The sequence below is a fragment of the Allobosea sp. genome (genome assembly GCF_017308075.1).
Classification (GTDB): domain Bacteria; phylum Pseudomonadota; class Alphaproteobacteria; order Rhizobiales; family Beijerinckiaceae; genus Allobosea.
This window is the reverse complement of record NZ_JAFKFX010000023.1, coordinates 226915-244515: the sequence shown is the minus strand read 5'-3', so window position 1 is coordinate 244515 and position 17601 is coordinate 226915. Positions and strand designations below refer to the sequence as shown.

The window sequence follows — 17601 nt, the reverse complement described above, 5'->3', positions numbered from 1 at the left end:
GGCTGAGGCCCGGTTGCTGTCCAGAGTTCGGAACAGGCTCGACACGAAAGACCCGGCTTCCGTTCTCGTAGCCTGCTCCGGCGGATCAGGCGGCGGGCAGGAGCAGCCCGGTGACCGAACGATCGGGCCTGAGATAGAGGCGCACCGCCTCGAGAACCTGCTCGCGGGTGACGGCCTCGATGCGCTGGGGCCAGAGCAGCACATCCTCGACGGTCTCGCCAACGGCGAGCGAAGCGCCGAAGATGCGCGCCAGCGAGGATTGGCTGTCACGGGCGAAGATCGTCTCGGCGACGAGGCGGGTGCGGGCCCGGGCGAGTTCGAGTTCAGTCGGCCCATCCGCGATAAACGCTGCGAGTGCCGCGTCGAGGCCCGCCTCCAGTGCCGTCATCGCGACGCCGGGCCGCGGGCTCACCGAGACCTGGAAGGCGGAGCGGTCGACCATCGATCCCATGAAATAGGCGCCGGCGCCGGCCGCCAGTTCCTGCTCGACGCAGAGCCGGCGATAGAGCCGAGAGGTCGTGCCGCCACCGAGTATCTCCGATGCCAGCTCGAGGGCGAAGGCATGATCGCGCTTGTCGGAGAGATAGGTCGGGGTCAGCCAGGCGCGGCGCAGCGAAGGCTGCTGCACGCGCGGATCGGTCAGCGAGACCCGGCGCGCGGCGCGCGGATCGGGCTCTGCCGGCCGGTTGCGGCGCGGCGGCTCGCCGCGCGCCGGAATCGTGCCATAGGTCTCCTGCGCCAGGCGCAGCACCTCGGCCGGCTCGACATCGCCGGCGACGACGAGGATCGCGTTCTCCGGTGTGTAGAAGCGCTGATAATAGGCGAAGGCATCGTCGCGGGAGAGCCCCTCGATCTCGTGCTCCCAGCCGATGATCGGCGTGCCATAGGGATGATGGACATAGAGCGCGCTGGAGAACTCCTCGCCGAGCTGGGCGGCGGGGTCGGCGTCGACGCGCATGCGCCGTTCCTCGAGCACCACGTCGCGCTCCGGACCGACGACGCTCTCGTCGAAGGCGAGGCCGGTCATCCGGTCGGCCTCGTAATCCATCATCGCGCGTAAGTGCTCCTTCGGCACGCGCTGGAAATAGGCGGTGTAATCGAAAGAGGTGAAGGCATTCTCCTGGCCGCCATAACCGGCGACGATCTTGGAGAATTCGCCGGCCGGCCATTTCGCCGTGCCCTTGAACATCAGGTGCTCGAGGAAATGGGCGATGCCGGACTTGCCGGCCGGATCGTCGCCCGAGCCATTGCGATACCAGACCATATGGGTCACGACCGGAGCCCGGTGGTCGGGGGCGACGACGATCTCGAGGCCATTGGCGAGCCGGAAGGTTTCGACCGTGCTGGCGACGCTGCTGGGCGGCGTGTGGACCGTCATGGGCTGGGCGGACTCCTCGGGCAACGGACGGATGCCGGCCCGGGCGCAAGAAGCCCCGAGCCGAAAATTGGCTCAACCGGAAGATAGGCCCGCGCCGCGCCGGACACCAGCCCGCATCGCCTCATGGGCGCGTGCGTACCGGCCGGCAGGCCCGGCCGCTACTGCATCGGCTTGGTGCCGGCGATGAATTCGCGCTGGCCGACCGCCTGCTTGTCTTCCTGCGGGCCGCGCGCGCCGGGTCCGAGCGGCGCCGTGCTGGCCGGCATGCGATAGCCGGTCGGCGGCTCGTAGAGATATTTGCGCTCCGGCTCGACGCCATAGGCGAGATTGGACGTGTCGGTCTGGGCCTGGCGCGCCGCCATCTCGCGGCCGATGCGGATCGGCGCGATCTGGTTGTTGTAGTTGTTGTGGTCCGGAACGATCCCTTCCGGGCCATTGGCTCGCCCGGCGACACGGCCGCGGCGCAGCTCCTGCTGCGACATCTCCGGCCTGTTGTTGCCGCGAAACGCCTCGGTGCTGGAGAAGGGCGCGCGGGCGCCATCGCGGTCAGCCTTGCGGCGGGCGACGTCCGGGTCATCCGGCCAGGCGGCGGTGCGCGTCGCGCCGGGCTCCTGCGGCCGGGGCAGTGCCGAGGACGGCGGCACGACGAGCGGAGCGCGCTGCTTGTATTCGATGTCGTCCTTGTCGCTGCCGAAAAGCCCCATGCCTTTCACCAGGTTCTGGAAGAGCACGCCTTCCTGGGCAAAGGCAGGGGTCGCAGCCAGCAACAAGCCGCCGGCGAGCAGCATGCGCGAGGCGCGGATCCGATAAGCCATGTCCATTCTCCGTCCCAGGGTACGAGACCCCGTCATGATCGATCGGCGCGGCAAAACCATGGCGAGCAAACTCACTCCGCAGCCGGCTTGCCGCCGCCGGGCCGGAAGGACTCATACAGAAGCCCGGCCACGCCGACAACGATGGCCGCATCGGCGATGTTGAAGATGTACCAGCTGAAGCTGCCGAAATGGACGTGGACGAAGTCGACCACGGCGCCGAACACGGCCCTGTCGATGCCGTTGCCGATCGCGCCGCCGATGATCAGGGCAAGGCTCGCGACCGTCAGCCTGTCCGGCGAGCGCCACATCCAGCGCCCCAGCCAGATCGGCGCCAGGAAGGAGACCGCCACCAGCGCCCAGCGGCCGATATCGGTCGATTGCTGGAACAAGCCGTAGGAGATGCCACGGTTCCAGGCGAGCACGAATTCGAGGAAGGAGGTGATCTGGAACGGCCCCTCCTCGGCCAGGCGCGCACCGAACAGCAGCCAGAGCTTGCTCGCCTGGTCGAGCAGCAGCACGACCAGGGCAAGGACCGCGCCGAAGCGGCGCAGCGGCGTCATGCCGGGACCGGCCGGCAGCATGTTCGGCTCCTGCGGACTCATGCGGCGCGGCGAAGCTCGCGCAGCGCCCTGGCGTCACGCGGCGTGACGTCGGGATGGTCGGCCTCGGCCGTCGCCGGGTCGAAATACTTCCATGAACGGGCGCATTTCACCCCGGATGCCCGCACCGGCACGACCGAGACGCCGGGCACGTCGGCGAGGCGGAAGGCCTCTTCCGGACCCTCGACATCGGAGATCCTCGCACCCGAGGTGATGCAGATCTCGGCGAGATCGAGCCCGCTCACGGCGGCGCGCAGATCGGCATCGGTGATATGGACGACCGGCGCCGCCTCGAGCGAAGAGCCGATGCGCTTGGCCGCACGCTCCAGCTCGAGCGCGCCGGTGACGACGCGGCGCACGCGCCGGACCTTGGCCCAGCGCTCGGCGAGCTCGGGATCGAACCAGTTCTCCTGCACGGGCGCGAAGAGCTCGAGATGGACCGAGCCCTCCCCCGCCTTCTGATCGGGATAGCGCTCGAGCCAGGCCTCCTCGGCGGTGAAGACCAGGATCGGCGCGAGCCAGGTCGTCAGGCAGCGGAACAGCTGATCGACGACGGTGAGCGCGCTCTTGCGGACATGGCTGGAACGCGGGTCGCAATAGAGCGCGTCCTTGCGGACGTCGAAATAGAAGGCAGAGAGCTCGGTGTTCATGAACTGCGAGAGCAGGTTCACGACCTTCTTGTAGTCATAGGTCCGATAGGCCTCCTCGACCTGCGGGCCGAGCTCGGCGAGGCGATGCAGCATCAGCCGCTCCAGCTCCGGCATCGAGGCCGGCTCGGTGACGCGGATCTCCTCGCTGAAATGGGCGAGCGTACCGAGCATCCAGCGCATGGTGTTGCGCAGCTTGCGATAGGTCTCGACGAAGGTCTTGAGGATCTCCTTGCCGATGCGCAGATCGTCGGAATAGTCGGCAGCCGCGACCCAGAGGCGCAGGATGTCGGCGCCACTGTCCTTGATCACATCCTGCGGCGCGGTGACGTTGCCCTTCGACTTCGACATCTTCTCGCCCTTCTCGTCGAGGCAGAAGCCGTGGGTCAGGACGACGTCATAGGGCGCCCGGCCGCGCGTGCCGCAGCTTTCGAGCAGGCTCGAATGGAACCAGCCGCGATGCTGGTCCGAGCCTTCGAGATACATCACCTTGTCCCTGCCGCCGTCGACGACGCGATGCGTCTTGAGATCGGCGCGCTTCTCCAAGGTGAAGGCATGGGTCGAGCCGGAATCGAACCAGACGTCGAGCACGTCGGTGACGCGCTCATACTGGGCCGGGTCGTAGCCGAAGGGCTTCAGGAAGCGGGCGCCGTCGGTGTCGCTGAACCAGGCATCGGCGCCTTCCGCCTCGAAGGCCTCGGCGATGGCGGCGTTGACCTTCGCGTCGACCAGGACCTCCTTGGTCTCCTTCGCGACGAAGACCGTGATCGGCACGCCCCAGGCGCGCTGGCGCGAGACCACCCAGTCGGGCCGGTTGGCGATCATGCCGTTGATGCGGTTCTCGCCGGCAGCGGGAACCCATTGCGTATCCTTGATCGCCTTCAACGCCCGGTTGCGCAGCGTGTCGGCATTGCCACCCGCCACCGGCGCGAGAGCCGCCGGATTGGGCGCCCCCGCATCGCCATAAGGCTTGTCCATGGCGATGAACCATTGCGGCGTGTTCCGGAAGATCACCGGCTTCTTCGAACGCCATGAATGCGGGTACTGGTGCTTGAGCCGGCCACGAGCGACGAGGTTGCCGGAGGCGGCGAGCGCCTTGATCACGACGTCGTTGGCGTTGCCCTTCTCCCCCTTGTCGGTGATGACCTGCGCGCCCTCGAAGCCCGGCGCATCCTTGGTGAAGCGGCCATCGGCATCGACGGTGTAGGGGATCCTGGTCTCGATGCCGCGCTCGGCGAGCATGCGCCCGCTCGCCATCCAGATGTCGAAGTCCTCGCGGCCATGACCCGGCGCGGTGTGGACGAAGCCGGTACCGGCATCGTCGGTGACATGGTCGCCATCAAGCAGGGGAACGTCGAACTCGTAGCCCTGGCCGCGCAGCGGATGGGCCGCCGTCAGGCCGGCGAGCTGCTCGGCGGACACATCCGCCACGAGCTCGAAGGCCTCGACCTTGGCCGCTTTGAAGACGCCTTCGGCCAGGTTCTTCGCCAGCACATAGGTCGCGCCGAGCTTGGCCCAGTTGTTCTCCGGCGCCGCGGTGACGCGGTAGAGTCCGTAGGCGAGCTTGTGATGGAAGGAGATCGCGCGGTTGCCAGGGATCGTCCAGGGCGTCGTCGTCCAGATCACCACCGAGGCCCCGGCAAGCGGCCCCGAGCCGAGCACCGGGAACGCCACGAACACCGTGTCGCTGACATGCTCCTCGTATTCGACCTCGGCCTCGGCGAGCGCGGTCTTCTCGACCACCGACCACATCACCGGCTTGGAGCCGCGATAGAGCATGCCGTTCTGCGCGAACTTCATGATCTCGCGGGCGATCTGCGCCTCGGCCGGATAGGCCATGGTGAGATAGGGATCGTCCCAATCGCCCTCGACACCGAGGCGCTTGAATTCGGTGCGCTGCACATCGACCCAGTGCTCGGCGAAGGTGCGGCACTCCCGGCGGAACTCCACGACCGGGACATCGTCCTTGTTCAGGCCCTTGGCGCGGTACTGTTCCTCGATCTTCCACTCGATCGGCAGGCCATGGCAATCCCAGCCCGGCACATAGTTGGAATCATGGCCGAGCATCTGCTGCGAGCGCGTGACGAGGTCTTTCAGCACCTTGTTCAGCGCATGGCCGATATGGATGTTGCCGTTCGCATAGGGCGGGCCGTCATGCAGGACGAAGCGGTCGCGGCCCTTCGCGGTCTCGCGGAGCTTGCGGTAGAGATCCATCTTGGCCCAGCGGGCGAGCAGCTCCGGCTCGCGCTGCGGCAGGCCGGCCCGCATCGGAAACTCGGTCTGCGGCAGGAACAGGGTCTGCGAATAGTCCTGCCCCTTGGCCTCCTGGGCTTTGGCGTCCTGGGCGGCGGGCTTTTCGGCGGTCTTGTCGTTCATGATCCGGCTCTGGCGGTTCGGACAGGCGGGCCAGATCGGTCTGGCGCTGCGCTCTTGTCCGCGAAAACTGGGAAAGCGATCAAAATCCCGGACTGCGCAGGCGCCCGCGCGTCAGCGCAGGGCGGCAGCCGGGCTCGTAATTCGCCGGGACAGTGCGATGATCGTGGCGCGGAAAGCGGACATGAGCGGCTTCTAGCAGGCGTTGCCTAGGGAAGGAAGGGCGGCGTCCGGCCGAGAATGTCGCGCGCCTGCCGGCTGTCGGCGTCCATCTGCGCGATCAGTGGCGGCAGCGCCTCGAACTTCGCCTCGCCACGCAGCCAGCCGACGAGGGCGACGTCGACGGTCTTGCCGTAGAGGTCGCCTGCGAAATCGAAGAGATGGCTTTCCAGCCGCGGCGCGCCGTCGTCGAAGGTCGGACGGCTGCCGAAGCTGGCGACGCCGTCGCGCCAGATGCCGTCGACGCGCATGCGCACCGCGTAGATGCCGTAGCGCAGACGGCAGTCGCGCGGCAGATGCATGTTGGCGGTGGGGTAGCCGAGCTCGCGCCCGCGCTTGTCGCCATGGGCGACCACGCCGCGCACGAACCAGGGCCGGCCGAGGAAGGCGGCGGCGCGGGCGACATCGCCCTGCTCCAGAGCGGCCCGGATCAGGGTCGAGGAAACCGGCTCGCCCTGCCAGGAATAGGGCGCGACCACCGCCACCGGCACGCCCGCCGCGCCTGCACGCGCCTGCAGCATCTCCGGGGAACCGGTGCGGCCGGCGCCAAAATGGAAATCATAACCGCAGACCAGACCGGCGGCGCCGAGCCGGCCGAGCAGCAATTCGTCGATGAAGGCCTCGGCCGCGACCGCGGCGATCTCGCGGTCGAAAGGCAGGACGAAGCTCGGCGCGAGCCCCTCGCCGGCCAGCAATTCGACCTTGAGCGCCGCCGGCGTCAGCCGGAACACCGGCTGGTCCGGCCGGAAGACCGAGCGCGGATGCGGCTCGAAGGTCAGCGCCGCCGCCTTGCCGCCCTGCCCTGCCGCCATCTCGTTCGCCACCCGCGCGAGCTCGGCATGGCCGCGATGGACGCCGTCGAAATTGCCGAGCGCCAGCACCCGCCCGCGCAGGGCGTCCGGCACGGGCTTTCCCGGCTCGAGGATGAAGGCGGCCGGCGTGTCGGTTCGCGGCGCTTCGGCTGATGAGGTCATGGAGCGCAAGCGTCCGGGCGCCGGGACCATCCGGCGGGCCGTGTTTGGCCTCAAGCCGGCGGAAGCGTCAAGACTTGCTCTTCAGGCTTTCGCTGCCGCCTTCGGCAGCGCCACCCAGGCCTCGCCTTCGAGAACCGCCTTGCCGTCGACCAGGCATTCGCAGAACAGCCGGGCGCGGCGGCGCTCGACGACCAGCTCTACCACCTCGACGCGCGCGGTGACGACATCGCCGATTTTGACCGGGGCGAGGAAGTTCAGGGTCTGCGAGAGATAGACCGCTCCCGGCCCCGGCAGGCGGGTGCCGAGCAGGGCCGAAACGAGGCTGGCCGTCAGCATGCCATGGGCAATGCGCTGGCCGAACTTCGTGCCGGCGGCGTAGCGGTCGCAAAGATGGATCGGATTGGCGTCACCGGAGAGGTCGGCGAAGAGCGAGATGTCGCGCTCCATCACGGTACGCATCAGGCTCTCGCGCTGGCCGATGGCCAGGTCCTCGAAGGCATGGACCTGATAGAGCGCGCTGGTCATCATCGGTCGTCTCGCATGCGCAGCAACGGTGAAAACCCGCTGCCGCACGGGGCAGGGTATGGCAGCGTTTCACAATTCGCTGCATTGCACCATAGAACTTTCGTGCCCTGAGGAGGTCGCCTTTTGGATGATGACGCTAGGTCAGTCTACGAACGGGTTAACGGCTTTGAAACACCGCTCGGCTATCAGGGTTGACCCATGGTCGCCGCTCTGGGAGAGCGGCCAGCGCATCGGTATTGCCCGGTGCGCGCTTGCATGTTCGGAGTTCCACCATGGCCCTTGACCCGTCGATGCCGATCCTGGTGGTGGACGATTACCAGACCATGGTTCGCATCATCCGCAACCTGCTGAAGCAACTCGGCTTCGAGAATGTCGACGATGCCTCGGACGGCAGCAGCGCGATCGCCAAGATGCGCGACAAGAAATACGGGCTGGTGATCTCCGACTGGAACATGGAGCCGATGACCGGGTTCGAGCTGCTGCGCCAGGTTCGCAACGAGGAAGAGATCGCCGCGACGCCCTTCATCATGGTGACCGCGGAATCGAAGACCGAGAACGTCATCGCCGCCAAGAAGGCCGGCGTGAACAACTACATCGTCAAGCCGTTCAACGCGCAGACGCTGAAATCCAAGATCGAATCGGTCTGCGCCGCCTGAGAGCCGGCCGGTCGCTCGGGCTCCGCTCGCAGAAACTCCATCATTCCGGACAAGCCGCGCCAGCGGCGCCGCTCCGAAATCCTTCGCAAGGCGCTACGCTCTATAATGGATTCCGGCGCTTCATTGCGCTGCGGCAGAAATGGCGACCGCCGGTCAGTACGGCTGGCGCTCTTCGCCTTTCATCACCAGGCCAGCTGCGGCATCGCGTAGTCGGGACGGTGGCTCTGGCGGGCGAACCAGCCCTGCAAATCCGCTGGCGAGAGCTCTCCGGTCTCCTCGGCATGGATGCCGGCGAGGCACATCAGCGATCCCAGACCGTAATGCACGGCGCCGGCGATATCGGTGCGGATCGCATCGCCGATGGCGAGGATGCGCGACCTCTCGACATTTTCGCCGCGCAGTTCCTGACCCTGCCGGATCGCCAGCTCGTAGATCGGGGCGTGCGGCTTGCCAGCATAGATCGCCCGGCCGCCGAGCTTCTCATAGGCGAGTGCGATCGAGCCGGCGCAGGGCACCATGCGACCGCCGCGATCGACCACCAGATCGGGATTGGCGCAGATCAGGGTGAGGTCGCGACGGGCGAAATCGGCAAGCGCCTCGGCATAGGTTTCCGCCGTCTCGGTCTCGTCGTCGAACAGGCCGGTGCAGACGACATAGCGTCCCTCGGCGGCCGGGACGCGCGGCGCGTCGAGCCCCGCGAGCAGCGGAAGATCGCGATCCGGACCGAGATGATAGAGCGGCTCGCCGGCGCGATGGGCGATCAGGTCGCGGGCGACGTCGCCGGAGGTGACGATCGCGTCGAAGGCATCGCCCGGGACGCCGAGACGACCGAGCTGGATCGCGATCTCGGAGCGCGGGCGCGGCGCGTTCGAGACGAGCACGACGGTGACGCCGCCGGCCCGCATCTTCGCCAGCGCCGCACAGGCCTCGGCATAGGGCGCCACGCCGTTATGAACGACGCCCCAGATGTCGCAGAGGCAAAGCTCATACTGACCGATGATCGGCGAAACGCCGGAAAGCAGGCGGGTTGAAGACGGCACGGGCAAGCTCCGGCTTGGAATGGGCGGCGGCTGGCGCCACGGCATCGGGCTCAATACGCCGCCAGTGACAGGCCGGCCAGTCTGATCAGGGCATAACGCGCCGGCGTCCAGGCTGTTTCAGCCGGTCGCGCGTCGCAGGACATCGCGGAAAGGCACCCGCGTCGGGGTAGGCGGCGCGGCGGGAGCCGGCGGCGGATAGTTGACGACTTCGGCGGCCGCCGGCGCAGGGGCTGCCGGTGCAGGCGCCACGGCCTCCGGCTCGGCGAAGACCTCCGGTCGCACCGGGCGCGGCGGGGAGAAGACCGCGCCCTGGCCATAGCCGACGCCGAGATCGAGCATGTCGGCGACCATCGGATCGTCTTCGACCTCGTCTGCGACGAGCTGGATCGTCGCACGCGCGAGATGCGCGGCAAGGTCGCCGGTGGCGATGTCGGTCGCCGGCCCGCCCTTTGCCTCGGCCAGGAGCAGCGAGGCCGGGACCTTGACGAAGCGCACGCCGCGATCATGCAGCGAGGCCGGATCGAGACGCAGATCGGTGACGTGATCGAGCGCGAAGCGCACCCCGTTCGCCGACATCGCCCCCAGAAGACCGAGGGCAGTCGGTTCGAGCGTGCGGAAGACGCGCTGCGGCATCTCGATGACGAGATTGCCGATATGGGCATGATATTTTTCGAGGATACGCGCCAGCGTGGCCAGCGCGCGCGACGAGCCCCAGGTCGCGCCGCTGAAATTGCAGGAGACGAAGAGCCCGCCCTCCTTGCTGCCGAGATGGCGGGCTATCGCCAGCGCCCGGGTCAGGACGAGCGCATCGAGCGTCGGCCCGAAACCGCGCTGCTCGACCGTCTCCATGAACTCGGCCGGCAGGAGCAGCGTCTTCTCGTCCAGCCGCAGGCGCACCAGTGCCTCGTAGCCGCGGGTCCGGCGCTGCGGCAGCTGCACGATCGGCTGGAGATGGACCTCGACCTGGCCATTGGCGAGGGCGTCGCTGATCACCGCGGCGCGCTGCTCGGCAGCCCGAATCTGCGCCAGTTCGGCCGGCGATTGCCGGACCGCGACGAGCGGCTCGGCCTCGCGCGGTGCACCGCGCTCCGTCAGTGCCGTCGGCCCCTGCCGCGCAGGTGGCTGCGCCGCCGCTGCAAGTTTATCCTGAACCAGTCGCAGCTGGTCGTCGTGATCGCCAAGCGTGGTCGCGACCTGCTGCAGCAGGTCGCCGAGCAGGCCGACCTCGGCGGTCAGCTCGTTGAGCATCGCCCGGGCCGGCGCGGCCTCGACCTCGCTCATCGGCAGCTGGTCGATGCGCTTCGCCATGCCATCCAGGCGGATGGCATTGGTCGCCAACCGAACCTTGACCTCGCCGACCGCAGCCAGGAGCTGCTCGCGCTCGCCAGCCCAGTTGCGGCGCATCAGCGCGAACGAACCGGAAAGGCCGAGCCCGGCAGCCAACAGACCGACGGCATTGGCGAGCCCGCCCGGAAGCAGCAGCATGGCGGCGGCACCCAGCGAAAAACCGGCGACGCCGCTGGCGGCCGGTGGGAGTGCGCTGAGGCGGATGCGAGCCAAGGGCAGGATCACGCAAAAAGAGGTGGAAGGAATGCCGGAGTGGCGAATCACCCGCGACAGCCGCAGGATAGCCGCCCGGACGGATGGCTGCGAGAGCGGGCACGGCCGCGACCGGCTCGCGACGGCGAAAATCAGGCGAAAACCAGCCAAGCGGGCCGGGGCGGCGCCGATCTTCATGCCTCGGAAGGGGCTGCTGCGCCCCTTGCCGAGCATCCGACGAGAAAATGCCATCCGCTTTCCGGACAAAGCCGGTGCCTGAACGACGGGCTAGATCGCCAGCTTGGGTCCGATAGGAGGCTCGGCGATCTAGCGCGGCGGCACACCCCGGGCATGGATCGCGGCGATGATCCGGTCGCTGACCTCGGGCGAAAATCCCCTCCGGCGTAGATAGAGTCCCGCATCGAGATCGAAGAGCGGCACCTTCTGGCGCAAAATCCGCAGAGAGCGCTCAAGCGCGAATCCGTCGCCGCTCGCAGCGGCAGCCATGGCGCGCCCGATCAGGCCGAACGGGGTCTCCTCAGCATTGATCAGAGCGGCATGCGCTTCCGCCAACCTGGTTGCACCCGTGAGATAGGCGGCGAGATACAGATAGAAATCGTACCAGGGCGGCCTGCCGATCGACAGCGCGACCGCCTGCTCGAGCAGCGGCAGCCCCTCGGCCGGCCGGTTGAGCTGGACGTAATGCGCGCCGAGGGCGGCGAGCACGTCGGGATCATAGGGATTGCGCGCCTGCGCCTCGCGACCTGCCTTCAGCGCGTCCTCGGTCGCCCCCCGGAAGAACTGCGCATCCATCATGGCCTGATGCGCCCGGGCACTGGCCGGAGCGAGCCGGACCGCGGTGACCGCGGCGGCGAGCGCCCGGTCGAGAGCCGAGCCCGGCCTCGCATTGAAGTCCGAGGCGTATTCGTCGAGCGCCAGCAAAGCGAGCTGCGACCAGGCCGGATGGAACTCCGGATTGTGAGCGACAAGGTCTTCCAGGCAGTCGCGCGCGGCGAGGTGATCTTCGGCCTTCATGGTGCGGCGCAGATTGAAGGCCAGGAACAGACAGGCAGCCGCCGGGGTCGGAGGCGACTGGCGCGCATCCGCGTGGAGCACGCCGAAAGGCTGCGCCAGCCGGATCGCCAGACGCTGTGCCACTTCGCGCATCGGCAGGCCCTCGCCGAACCTGTCGACGCTGCCCTCCCCCGAAGTGGTCCAGACGACCCGCCCGTCCCTGGCGGCGCTCAGCCGGGCGAAGCCTTCGATCGCATTGCCGGCGCGCCGGGCACTGATCGACAAGATGTAATCGCTCCCCTCGCCCGCACGCGTCAGCGGCTCCGGCAGCTTGACGACCACGAGATCGTCGAAACGCGCCATCGTGTCCGCGACCTCGCGGACGAAATTGCGGGTGATGTCATCCAGCGAAGCATCCGTAACCGTCTCGGCGACCTCGACCGAGACCACGGGCAGGCGCGCCCTCACCAGAGGTACGGCCCGGACCGTGGGCGGTGGATCCGAACGCGGCGCGGCTGGTAACGGCGGCAATTGCGAGGCGATGTCAGGCGATCGCGCTGCCATTCCGTTCGTGCCGTGCTCTCCCCAGTACCAGAAGCCGATCGCGGCGAGGCCGAGCAGGAGCCCGAAGCCCGCGACATAGAGCCAGTAGCGCGAAGGCCCGGCGGCAGCCACACCGCTCTCGACCGCCACCGAGCTCTCGTGATGCGCCTCTTGCGCCGTGAGCCCGTCCTGCTCGGAAACCTCCTCTTCGGGGGGCGCCAGCGGAGCGGCACGCTCGAAGGACGGAACATAGGCGCCGACGGGAACGGTGATGCGCACGGGATCGGCAACGCCGTCGGCGGCGAAATAGAGGTTCAACGCCTTTCGCAGGCGCCCGGCCTCGACGCGGACGATCGGGTCCGCCTGCGGGTCGAAATCCGGCGAACGGCCGAAGGCCTCGACGGCGATCGTATAGCCCTTCAGCTCGTTCGCCCGCCCTGCCAAAGTCTGCTCGACGATGAAGCTCAGGAAGGCCGTCAGCTGAGGCGCGGCACGAAAGATGTCGGAGGCGAGCACACGCTCGAGCTCGGCGCGGATCTCATCCGGCGCCAGCCCGTTCTCCCCATCCAGAGCTGTGGCGCGAACGACCATTGGGGCGCGATCCAGAGTCCCCTCCTTCAAGCTACGCCGGAAACGACGTTGCGTCATCTGCGACAGAGGCGCCCTGCCGCCCGCCCGGCGCAGGGATGCCCCGCCGGACCGTGGATTTACAGCCCGTTGCACGCTGCTAGGCTGAGGAAGTTTTTAAAAACTAAAGGGATCGGATCATGACCTCCGCGATGGGCGCGATCGCCACGCCGAACGACCTCGAAGCCTACTGGATGCCGTTCACGGCGAACCGCTCGTTCAAGCAGAACCCGCGCATGATCGCCCGCGCCGAGGGCATGTTCTACTATACGCCGGAGGGCAAGCCGGTGATGGACGGCACCGCCGGGCTCTGGTGCTGCAATGCCGGCCACGCGCGCGAGCCGATCATCCAGGCGATCCAGGCGCAGGCCCGCGAGCTCGATTACGCCCCTTCCTTCCAATACGGCCATCCCAAGGTCTTCGCCGCCGCGGCGCGGATCGCGGCGCTCGCTCCGGGCGATCTCGATCACGTCTTCTTCGCCGGCTCGGGTTCGGAAGCCGCGGATTCGGCGCTGAAGATCGCGCTCGCCTACTGGAATGTCTCCGGCAAGGGCTCGAAGACCCGCCTGATCGGCCGCGAGCGCGGTTATCACGGCGTCGGCTTCGGCGGCATCTCGGTCGGCGGCATGGTCAACAACCGCAAGTTCTTCGGCGGACTTTTGACCGGCACCGACCACATCTCGCATACCTATGACCGCGAGAAGCAGGCCTTCAGCAAGGGCGAGCCCGAATATGGCGCGCATTTCGCCGACGACCTCGAGCGCGTCGTCGCCCTGCACGACGCCTCGACCATCGCCGCCGTGATCGTCGAGCCGATGGCCGGCTCGACCGGTGGGTTGCCGGCGCCGAAGGGCTATCTCAAGCGCCTACGCGAGCTCTGCGACAAGCACGGCATCCTCCTGATCTTCGACGAGGTGATCACCGGCTTCGGGCGCCTCGGCTTCGCCTTCGCCGCCGAGCGCTACGGCGTGATCCCCGACATGATCACCTTCGCCAAGGGCGTGACCTCCGGCACGGTTCCGATGGGCGGCGTGATCGTGCGCAAGCACATCTACGACGCCTTCATGAACGGGCCGGACAACGTCATCGAGCTGTTCCACGGCTACACCTATTCCGGCCATCCGCTGGCGGCGGCGGCCTGCCTGGCGACACTCGACGTCTATCGCGAGGAAGGCCTGTTCGAGCGCGCCCGCGCCATGGAGCCGATGTGGGCTGATGCGGTGATGAGCCTGAAGGGCGAGCCGAACGTGGTCGACATCCGCACGGTCGGCCTGGTCGGCGCCATCGACCTCGCCCCGCGCGCCGACGGAGTCGGCAAGCGCGCCTTCGCGGCGATGGACCGCCTGTTCCGCGAGGAAGGGCTGATGGTCCGCACCGCCGCCGACACGATCGCCTTCTCGCCGCCGCTGATCATCACCGAGGACCAGGTCGAGGAGCTGATCGGCAAGCTGCGCCGGGCGATCCGGGCCGTGGCGAACTGAGCGGCGTTTCTCATGGCTCGTATCGATAGGCTTGAGATCGGGCCTAGCGAAGGGAACCTGCACCCAAGCAAGGTGCACGCCCGTGTTAAGACCTTTGGCGATGGGATCGATGGTCCCATCGTCCAGATTGATACGTTTGGTTCGCCCGATCGGGAGATTCCCGGGAAGCTCAGCCAAACGATCCAGTTGGACCGCAACACAGGGCGACAACTTCTCGCCGTTCTGCAAGCGGCCTACGGCCCCGGGTAAGTCATAGCCAAACCGCAACCGGTCGCGCGCGTCGGGGGAAGAAACTTCCCTCGACGACTGCCCTGACGAACGGCCTCGTCTCTTCGAATCCCGTTGTTCAGCCGTTCGTTCTTATTTGCGCACCGCAGCATTGACCACCTGATAAAGCGACACCTAAGGCTCTGCAAATCTTCGCAGTTTCTCTTGGGACCAACGATGTCGCTTCGCAGCATTTCCGCTGGACTGGCAGCCCTTCTCACGCCCTTCCTGCTCGCCCCCGCTTTCGCCCAGACACCCAAGCCATTGCGGATCGGCGTGCTCAACGACATGGCCGGCATCTATGCCGACATGGCCGGGCCCGGTTCGGTGATCGCCGCCCAGATGGCGGTCGAGGATTTCGGCGGCACAGTTCTCGGCAGACCGATCGAGATCCTCGCCGGCGACCACCAGAACAAGCCCGATATCGGTTCTGCCCTGGTCAACCGCTGGATCGACGAGGACGGCGTGGACGTGATCGCCGACATCCCGACCTCCTCGGTGCTGCTCGGCATCCAGGAGATCGGCCGGCGCAAGAACAAGCTCGTCCTCGCCTCGACCGGCGGCTCCTCCGACTTCACCGGCAAGTTCTGCGCCCCAACCGGCATCCACTGGACCTACGACACCTATGCGCTGGCGGTCGGCACCGGCCTGCCGCTCGCCAAGGACGGCCCCTGGTATTTCATCACCGCCGACTACGCCTTCGGCCATGCGCTCGAGCGCGACACCTCGGAGGCGGTAAAGAAGGCCGGCGGCAAGATCATCGGCAGCGTCAAGCATCCTCAGGGCACCACCGACTTCTCCTCCTATCTCCTGCAGGCGCAAAGCTCCGGCGCCAAGATGGTCGGCATCGCCAGCTCCGGAGCCGACCAGATCGCCACCATCAAGCAGGCGACCGAGTTCGGCCTGCCGCAGAGCGGGACCAAGCTTGCCGGGCTCTATCTGCATATCACCGACATCCACGCCATCGGGCTGCAGGATGCGCAGGGACTGATCCTGACCCAGGCCTTCTACTGGGATTTGAACGAGGAGACGCGCGCCTGGTCGAAGCGCTTCTTCGAACGCCACAAGGCGATGCCGACCATGGGCCAGGCCGGCACCTATTCCTCGATCCTGCACTATCTCAAGGCGGTGAAGGCGGCCGGCACGACCGAGACCGAGAAGGTCGCCGCACAGATGAAGGCGACGCCGGTCAACGACTTCTTCGCCAGGAACGGCGTGATCCGCGAGGACGGCCGGATGGTGCACGACCTCTATGTGCTCGAGGTCAAGAAGCCCGAGGAATCGAAGTACCCCTGGGATTATCTCAAGCTGATCCGCACCATTCCCGGCGACCAGGCCTTCCGCCCGCTCAGCGAGGGCGAGTGCCCGCTCGTCAAGAAGTGAAGCAACCGGTTCCTAAGCCCGCCGCAGCTTGTTGTAGCGGGCGATCAGCCTGTCGCGCTTGAGTCGCGACAGGCGGTCGATCCAGAAGATCCCGTCGAGCTGGTCGATCTCGTGCTGATGGCAGATCGAGAGAAGACCATCCGCCTCTTCGCTCTGCTCCTTCCCGTCCAGATCCTGATAGCGCACGCGGATGCGCGCATGACGTTCGAGCTCGTCGGTCACCCCCGGCATCGAGACACTGCCCTCGATGTGGCGGGTGGTCTCGCGCGAGATCTGGTCCAGCTCCGGATTGACATAGGTGCGGACCTCGCCGGGCGAGAGTTCGAGCACGACGAGCCGGGAGAGCACGCCGATATGCGGCGCGGTGATGCCGATGCCCGGCGCGGCCCGCATGGTCTCGAGCAGATCGTCGGCGAGGGCGCGCAGATCGGCGTCGAAGCGCAGGACAGGGGCCGCGGTCAGGCGCAGACGCGGATCAGGGAAACTCAGGATCGGTCGGACAGGCATCGCGGTATTCTTGGTGTTTCCTGGCTGAGATGCCGTTGGGGGGAACGTAGCCTAGCAAGCCGGATCGCCGCGCTCTACGCGCCAGGCGCTGTCACGCCACGATCTCCCCAATGACGATATCGCGATCCGGCGAGAGGCCGGCGCAGTCCGACGCATTCACTTCGTCGTGTAGCCGCCATTCACCAGAATGGTCTGGCCGGTCATCCACCACCCCTCAGAAACGAGGAAGCGGATGAAGGGGACGATGTCCTCGATATGGGTCAGGCCAGTCGGCGAGAATTTCGACAGGGCTGCCGCGGTCTTGTGATAGGCGACCGCATCCGCCCCCTCGGCCGGGTAGAAGAACGGCGTGTCCATTGGACCCGGGCCGATTGCGGTCACCGAGATGCCACGCTCGCCGAACTCCTTCGAGGCGGCGCGGGTGAAATGCTCCACCGGGGCCTTCATGCCGGCATAGGCGGCGTAGAACGGCGTGAAAGCGCCGAGCAGCGAGGTCACCACGGTCGTGACCTTGCCGTTGTCGTTCAGCGCCTTGCCGGCCTCCTTGAGGAAGAAGAAGGCCGATTTTGCGTTCACCGCAGCCATCTCGTCATATTCCGCCTCGCTGATCTCGGCGATCGGCTTCTTCAGCACCTTGCCGACGGTGTTGATCGCGATGTCCGGCCTGCCGAGCGCTGCGGTCGCATCGGCGAAGAGCTTCTCGACCGCGCCTGCGCTGGTCAGATCGGCCTGGAAGGCGACGGCCTGCGCCCCCGCCGCCTTGACGGCGGCGGTGGTCGCCTCGGCATCGGCCCGGCTGGCGGCGCTGTTATAGTGGATCGCGACTGCGGCTGCGCCGTGCGCGGCTAGGTCGCGGGCAATGAGCCCGCCGAGATTCTTGGCGCCGCCAGCGATGATGACGGTCTTGCCCTTGATGCTGTGCTCGGCCATGGCCTGATCTCCTGCCGTCTTTGCGAACTGCTCGCCCTGTCGGCAAGGTACGCGGCAGATTGTTTCGATAAAGCAGGATAAGCT

Annotated in this window: 15 protein-coding genes; 4 read left to right on the top strand and 11 right to left on the bottom strand. The window is 67.2% G+C overall.

Translation table 11 applies throughout. The annotated features are described in order from the left end of the window. Positions 1-85: 85 nt before the first annotated feature. From J0J10_RS02060 to J0J10_RS02035, 6 genes are all read right to left on the bottom strand, one after another. On the bottom strand, positions 86-1378 hold the full coding sequence (locus tag J0J10_RS02060) for a M16 family metallopeptidase (protein WP_291644869.1): 1293 nt from the start codon (positions 1376-1378) through the stop codon (positions 86-88). A 158-nt stretch (positions 1379-1536) separates the two neighbouring features. Then, positions 1537-2193 carry a hypothetical protein gene (locus tag J0J10_RS02055; protein ID WP_291644867.1) on the bottom strand — a complete coding sequence of 219 codons (657 nt, stop codon included), beginning with the start codon at positions 2191-2193 and terminating at the stop codon, positions 1537-1539. A 71-nt stretch (positions 2194-2264) separates the two neighbouring features. After that, complete coding sequence (gene lspA / locus J0J10_RS02050; RefSeq protein WP_291645272.1) at positions 2265-2753, bottom strand: signal peptidase II; 489 nt, start codon at positions 2751-2753, stop codon at positions 2265-2267. A gap of 38 nt (positions 2754-2791) precedes the next feature. Then, positions 2792-5815: an isoleucine--tRNA ligase gene (gene ileS / locus J0J10_RS02045; RefSeq protein ID WP_291644865.1), complete on the bottom strand. Its 3024-nt coding sequence runs from the start codon at positions 5813-5815 to the stop codon at positions 2792-2794. Positions 5816-6021: 206 nt separating this feature from the next. After that, positions 6022-7005 (bottom strand): bifunctional riboflavin kinase/FAD synthetase, encoded by a 984-nt coding sequence (locus J0J10_RS02040; protein WP_291644863.1) that lies wholly within the window; start codon positions 7003-7005, stop codon positions 6022-6024. Between the two features lie 81 nt (positions 7006-7086). Beyond that, on the bottom strand, positions 7087-7533 hold the full coding sequence (locus J0J10_RS02035) for a MaoC family dehydratase (protein ID WP_452116684.1): 447 nt from the start codon (positions 7531-7533) through the stop codon (positions 7087-7089). Positions 7534-7802: 269 nt separating this feature from the next. Here J0J10_RS02035 and J0J10_RS02030 point away from each other — a divergent pair, with 269 nt between their 5' ends. Next, entirely contained in the window at positions 7803-8186 is a 384-nt protein-coding gene (locus J0J10_RS02030; protein ID WP_066468028.1) for a response regulator, read from the top strand. 182 nt (positions 8187-8368) lie between these two features. Here J0J10_RS02030 and J0J10_RS02025 read toward each other — a convergent pair whose 3' ends face one another. Beyond that, entirely contained in the window at positions 8369-9226 is an 858-nt protein-coding gene (locus J0J10_RS02025; RefSeq protein WP_287495630.1) for a TIGR01459 family HAD-type hydrolase, read from the bottom strand. A 117-nt stretch (positions 9227-9343) separates the two neighbouring features. Then, positions 9344-10711, bottom strand: a complete 1368-nt coding sequence (locus tag J0J10_RS02020; RefSeq protein WP_291644861.1) for an EAL domain-containing protein — start codon at positions 10709-10711, stop codon at positions 9344-9346. On the opposite strand from J0J10_RS02020, the gene J0J10_RS02015 reads away from it, so the two are divergent. Then, the gene (locus J0J10_RS02015) at positions 10710-11045 is read left to right on the top strand and encodes a hypothetical protein (RefSeq protein WP_291644859.1); all 336 of its coding nucleotides are present in this window, start codon (positions 10710-10712) and stop codon (positions 11043-11045) included. The genes J0J10_RS02020 and J0J10_RS02015 overlap by 2 nt on opposite strands. Before the next feature lie 47 nt (positions 11046-11092). Here the strand turns inward: J0J10_RS02015 and J0J10_RS02010 are convergent, their stop codons facing one another. Continuing rightward, entirely contained in the window at positions 11093-12913 is a 1821-nt protein-coding gene (locus J0J10_RS02010; RefSeq protein WP_291644856.1) for a hypothetical protein, read from the bottom strand. A gap of 176 nt (positions 12914-13089) precedes the next feature. On the opposite strand from J0J10_RS02010, the gene aptA reads away from it, so the two are divergent. After that, positions 13090-14430: an omega-aminotransferase AptA gene (gene aptA / locus J0J10_RS02005; RefSeq protein ID WP_291644854.1), complete on the top strand. Its 1341-nt coding sequence runs from the start codon at positions 13090-13092 to the stop codon at positions 14428-14430. Positions 14431-14874: 444 nt separating this feature from the next. Continuing rightward, entirely contained in the window at positions 14875-16080 is a 1206-nt protein-coding gene (locus J0J10_RS02000) for an ABC transporter substrate-binding protein (protein ID WP_291644852.1), read from the top strand. Positions 16081-16092: 12 nt separating this feature from the next. On the opposite strand, the gene J0J10_RS01995 is transcribed toward J0J10_RS02000, so the two are convergent. Next, positions 16093-16587 carry a peptide deformylase gene (locus J0J10_RS01995; protein WP_291637210.1) on the bottom strand — a complete coding sequence of 165 codons (495 nt, stop codon included), beginning with the start codon at positions 16585-16587 and terminating at the stop codon, positions 16093-16095. A gap of 156 nt (positions 16588-16743) precedes the next feature. After that, on the bottom strand, positions 16744-17517 hold the full coding sequence (locus tag J0J10_RS01990) for an SDR family oxidoreductase (protein ID WP_291637212.1): 774 nt from the start codon (positions 17515-17517) through the stop codon (positions 16744-16746). Between the last annotated feature and the right edge of the window lie 84 nt (positions 17518-17601).

Excerpts from the sequence above, each read along its gene's own strand:
- J0J10_RS02055 (WP_291644867.1), bottom strand. The coding sequence starts at position 2,193 with ATGGCTTATCGGATCCGCGCCTCGCGCATGCTGCTCGCCGGCGGCTTG.
- J0J10_RS02060 (WP_291644869.1), bottom strand. The coding sequence starts at position 1,378 with ATGACGGTCCACACGCCGCCCAGCAGCGTCGCCAGCACGGTCGAAACC.
- J0J10_RS02035 (WP_452116684.1), bottom strand. The coding sequence starts at position 7,533 with ATGATGACCAGCGCGCTCTATCAGGTCCATGCCTTCGAGGACCTGGCC.
- J0J10_RS02030 (WP_066468028.1), top strand. The coding sequence starts at position 7,803 with ATGGCCCTTGACCCGTCGATGCCGATCCTGGTGGTGGACGATTACCAG.
- J0J10_RS02000 (WP_291644852.1), top strand. The coding sequence starts at position 14,875 with ATGTCGCTTCGCAGCATTTCCGCTGGACTGGCAGCCCTTCTCACGCCC.
- J0J10_RS02040 (WP_291644863.1), bottom strand. The coding sequence starts at position 7,005 with ATGACCTCATCAGCCGAAGCGCCGCGAACCGACACGCCGGCCGCCTTC.
- J0J10_RS01990 (WP_291637212.1), bottom strand. The coding sequence starts at position 17,517 with ATGGCCGAGCACAGCATCAAGGGCAAGACCGTCATCATCGCTGGCGGC.
- J0J10_RS01995 (WP_291637210.1), bottom strand. The coding sequence starts at position 16,587 with ATGCCTGTCCGACCGATCCTGAGTTTCCCTGATCCGCGTCTGCGCCTG.
- J0J10_RS02015 (WP_291644859.1), top strand. The coding sequence starts at position 10,710 with ATGGCGGCGGCACCCAGCGAAAAACCGGCGACGCCGCTGGCGGCCGGT.
- J0J10_RS02020 (WP_291644861.1), bottom strand. The coding sequence starts at position 10,711 with ATGCTGCTGCTTCCGGGCGGGCTCGCCAATGCCGTCGGTCTGTTGGCT.
- J0J10_RS02010 (WP_291644856.1), bottom strand. The coding sequence starts at position 12,913 with ATGGTCGTTCGCGCCACAGCTCTGGATGGGGAGAACGGGCTGGCGCCG.
- lspA (WP_291645272.1), bottom strand. The coding sequence starts at position 2,753 with ATGACGCCGCTGCGCCGCTTCGGCGCGGTCCTTGCCCTGGTCGTGCTG.
- aptA (WP_291644854.1), top strand. The coding sequence starts at position 13,090 with ATGACCTCCGCGATGGGCGCGATCGCCACGCCGAACGACCTCGAAGCC.
- ileS (WP_291644865.1), bottom strand. The coding sequence starts at position 5,815 with ATGAACGACAAGACCGCCGAAAAGCCCGCCGCCCAGGACGCCAAAGCC.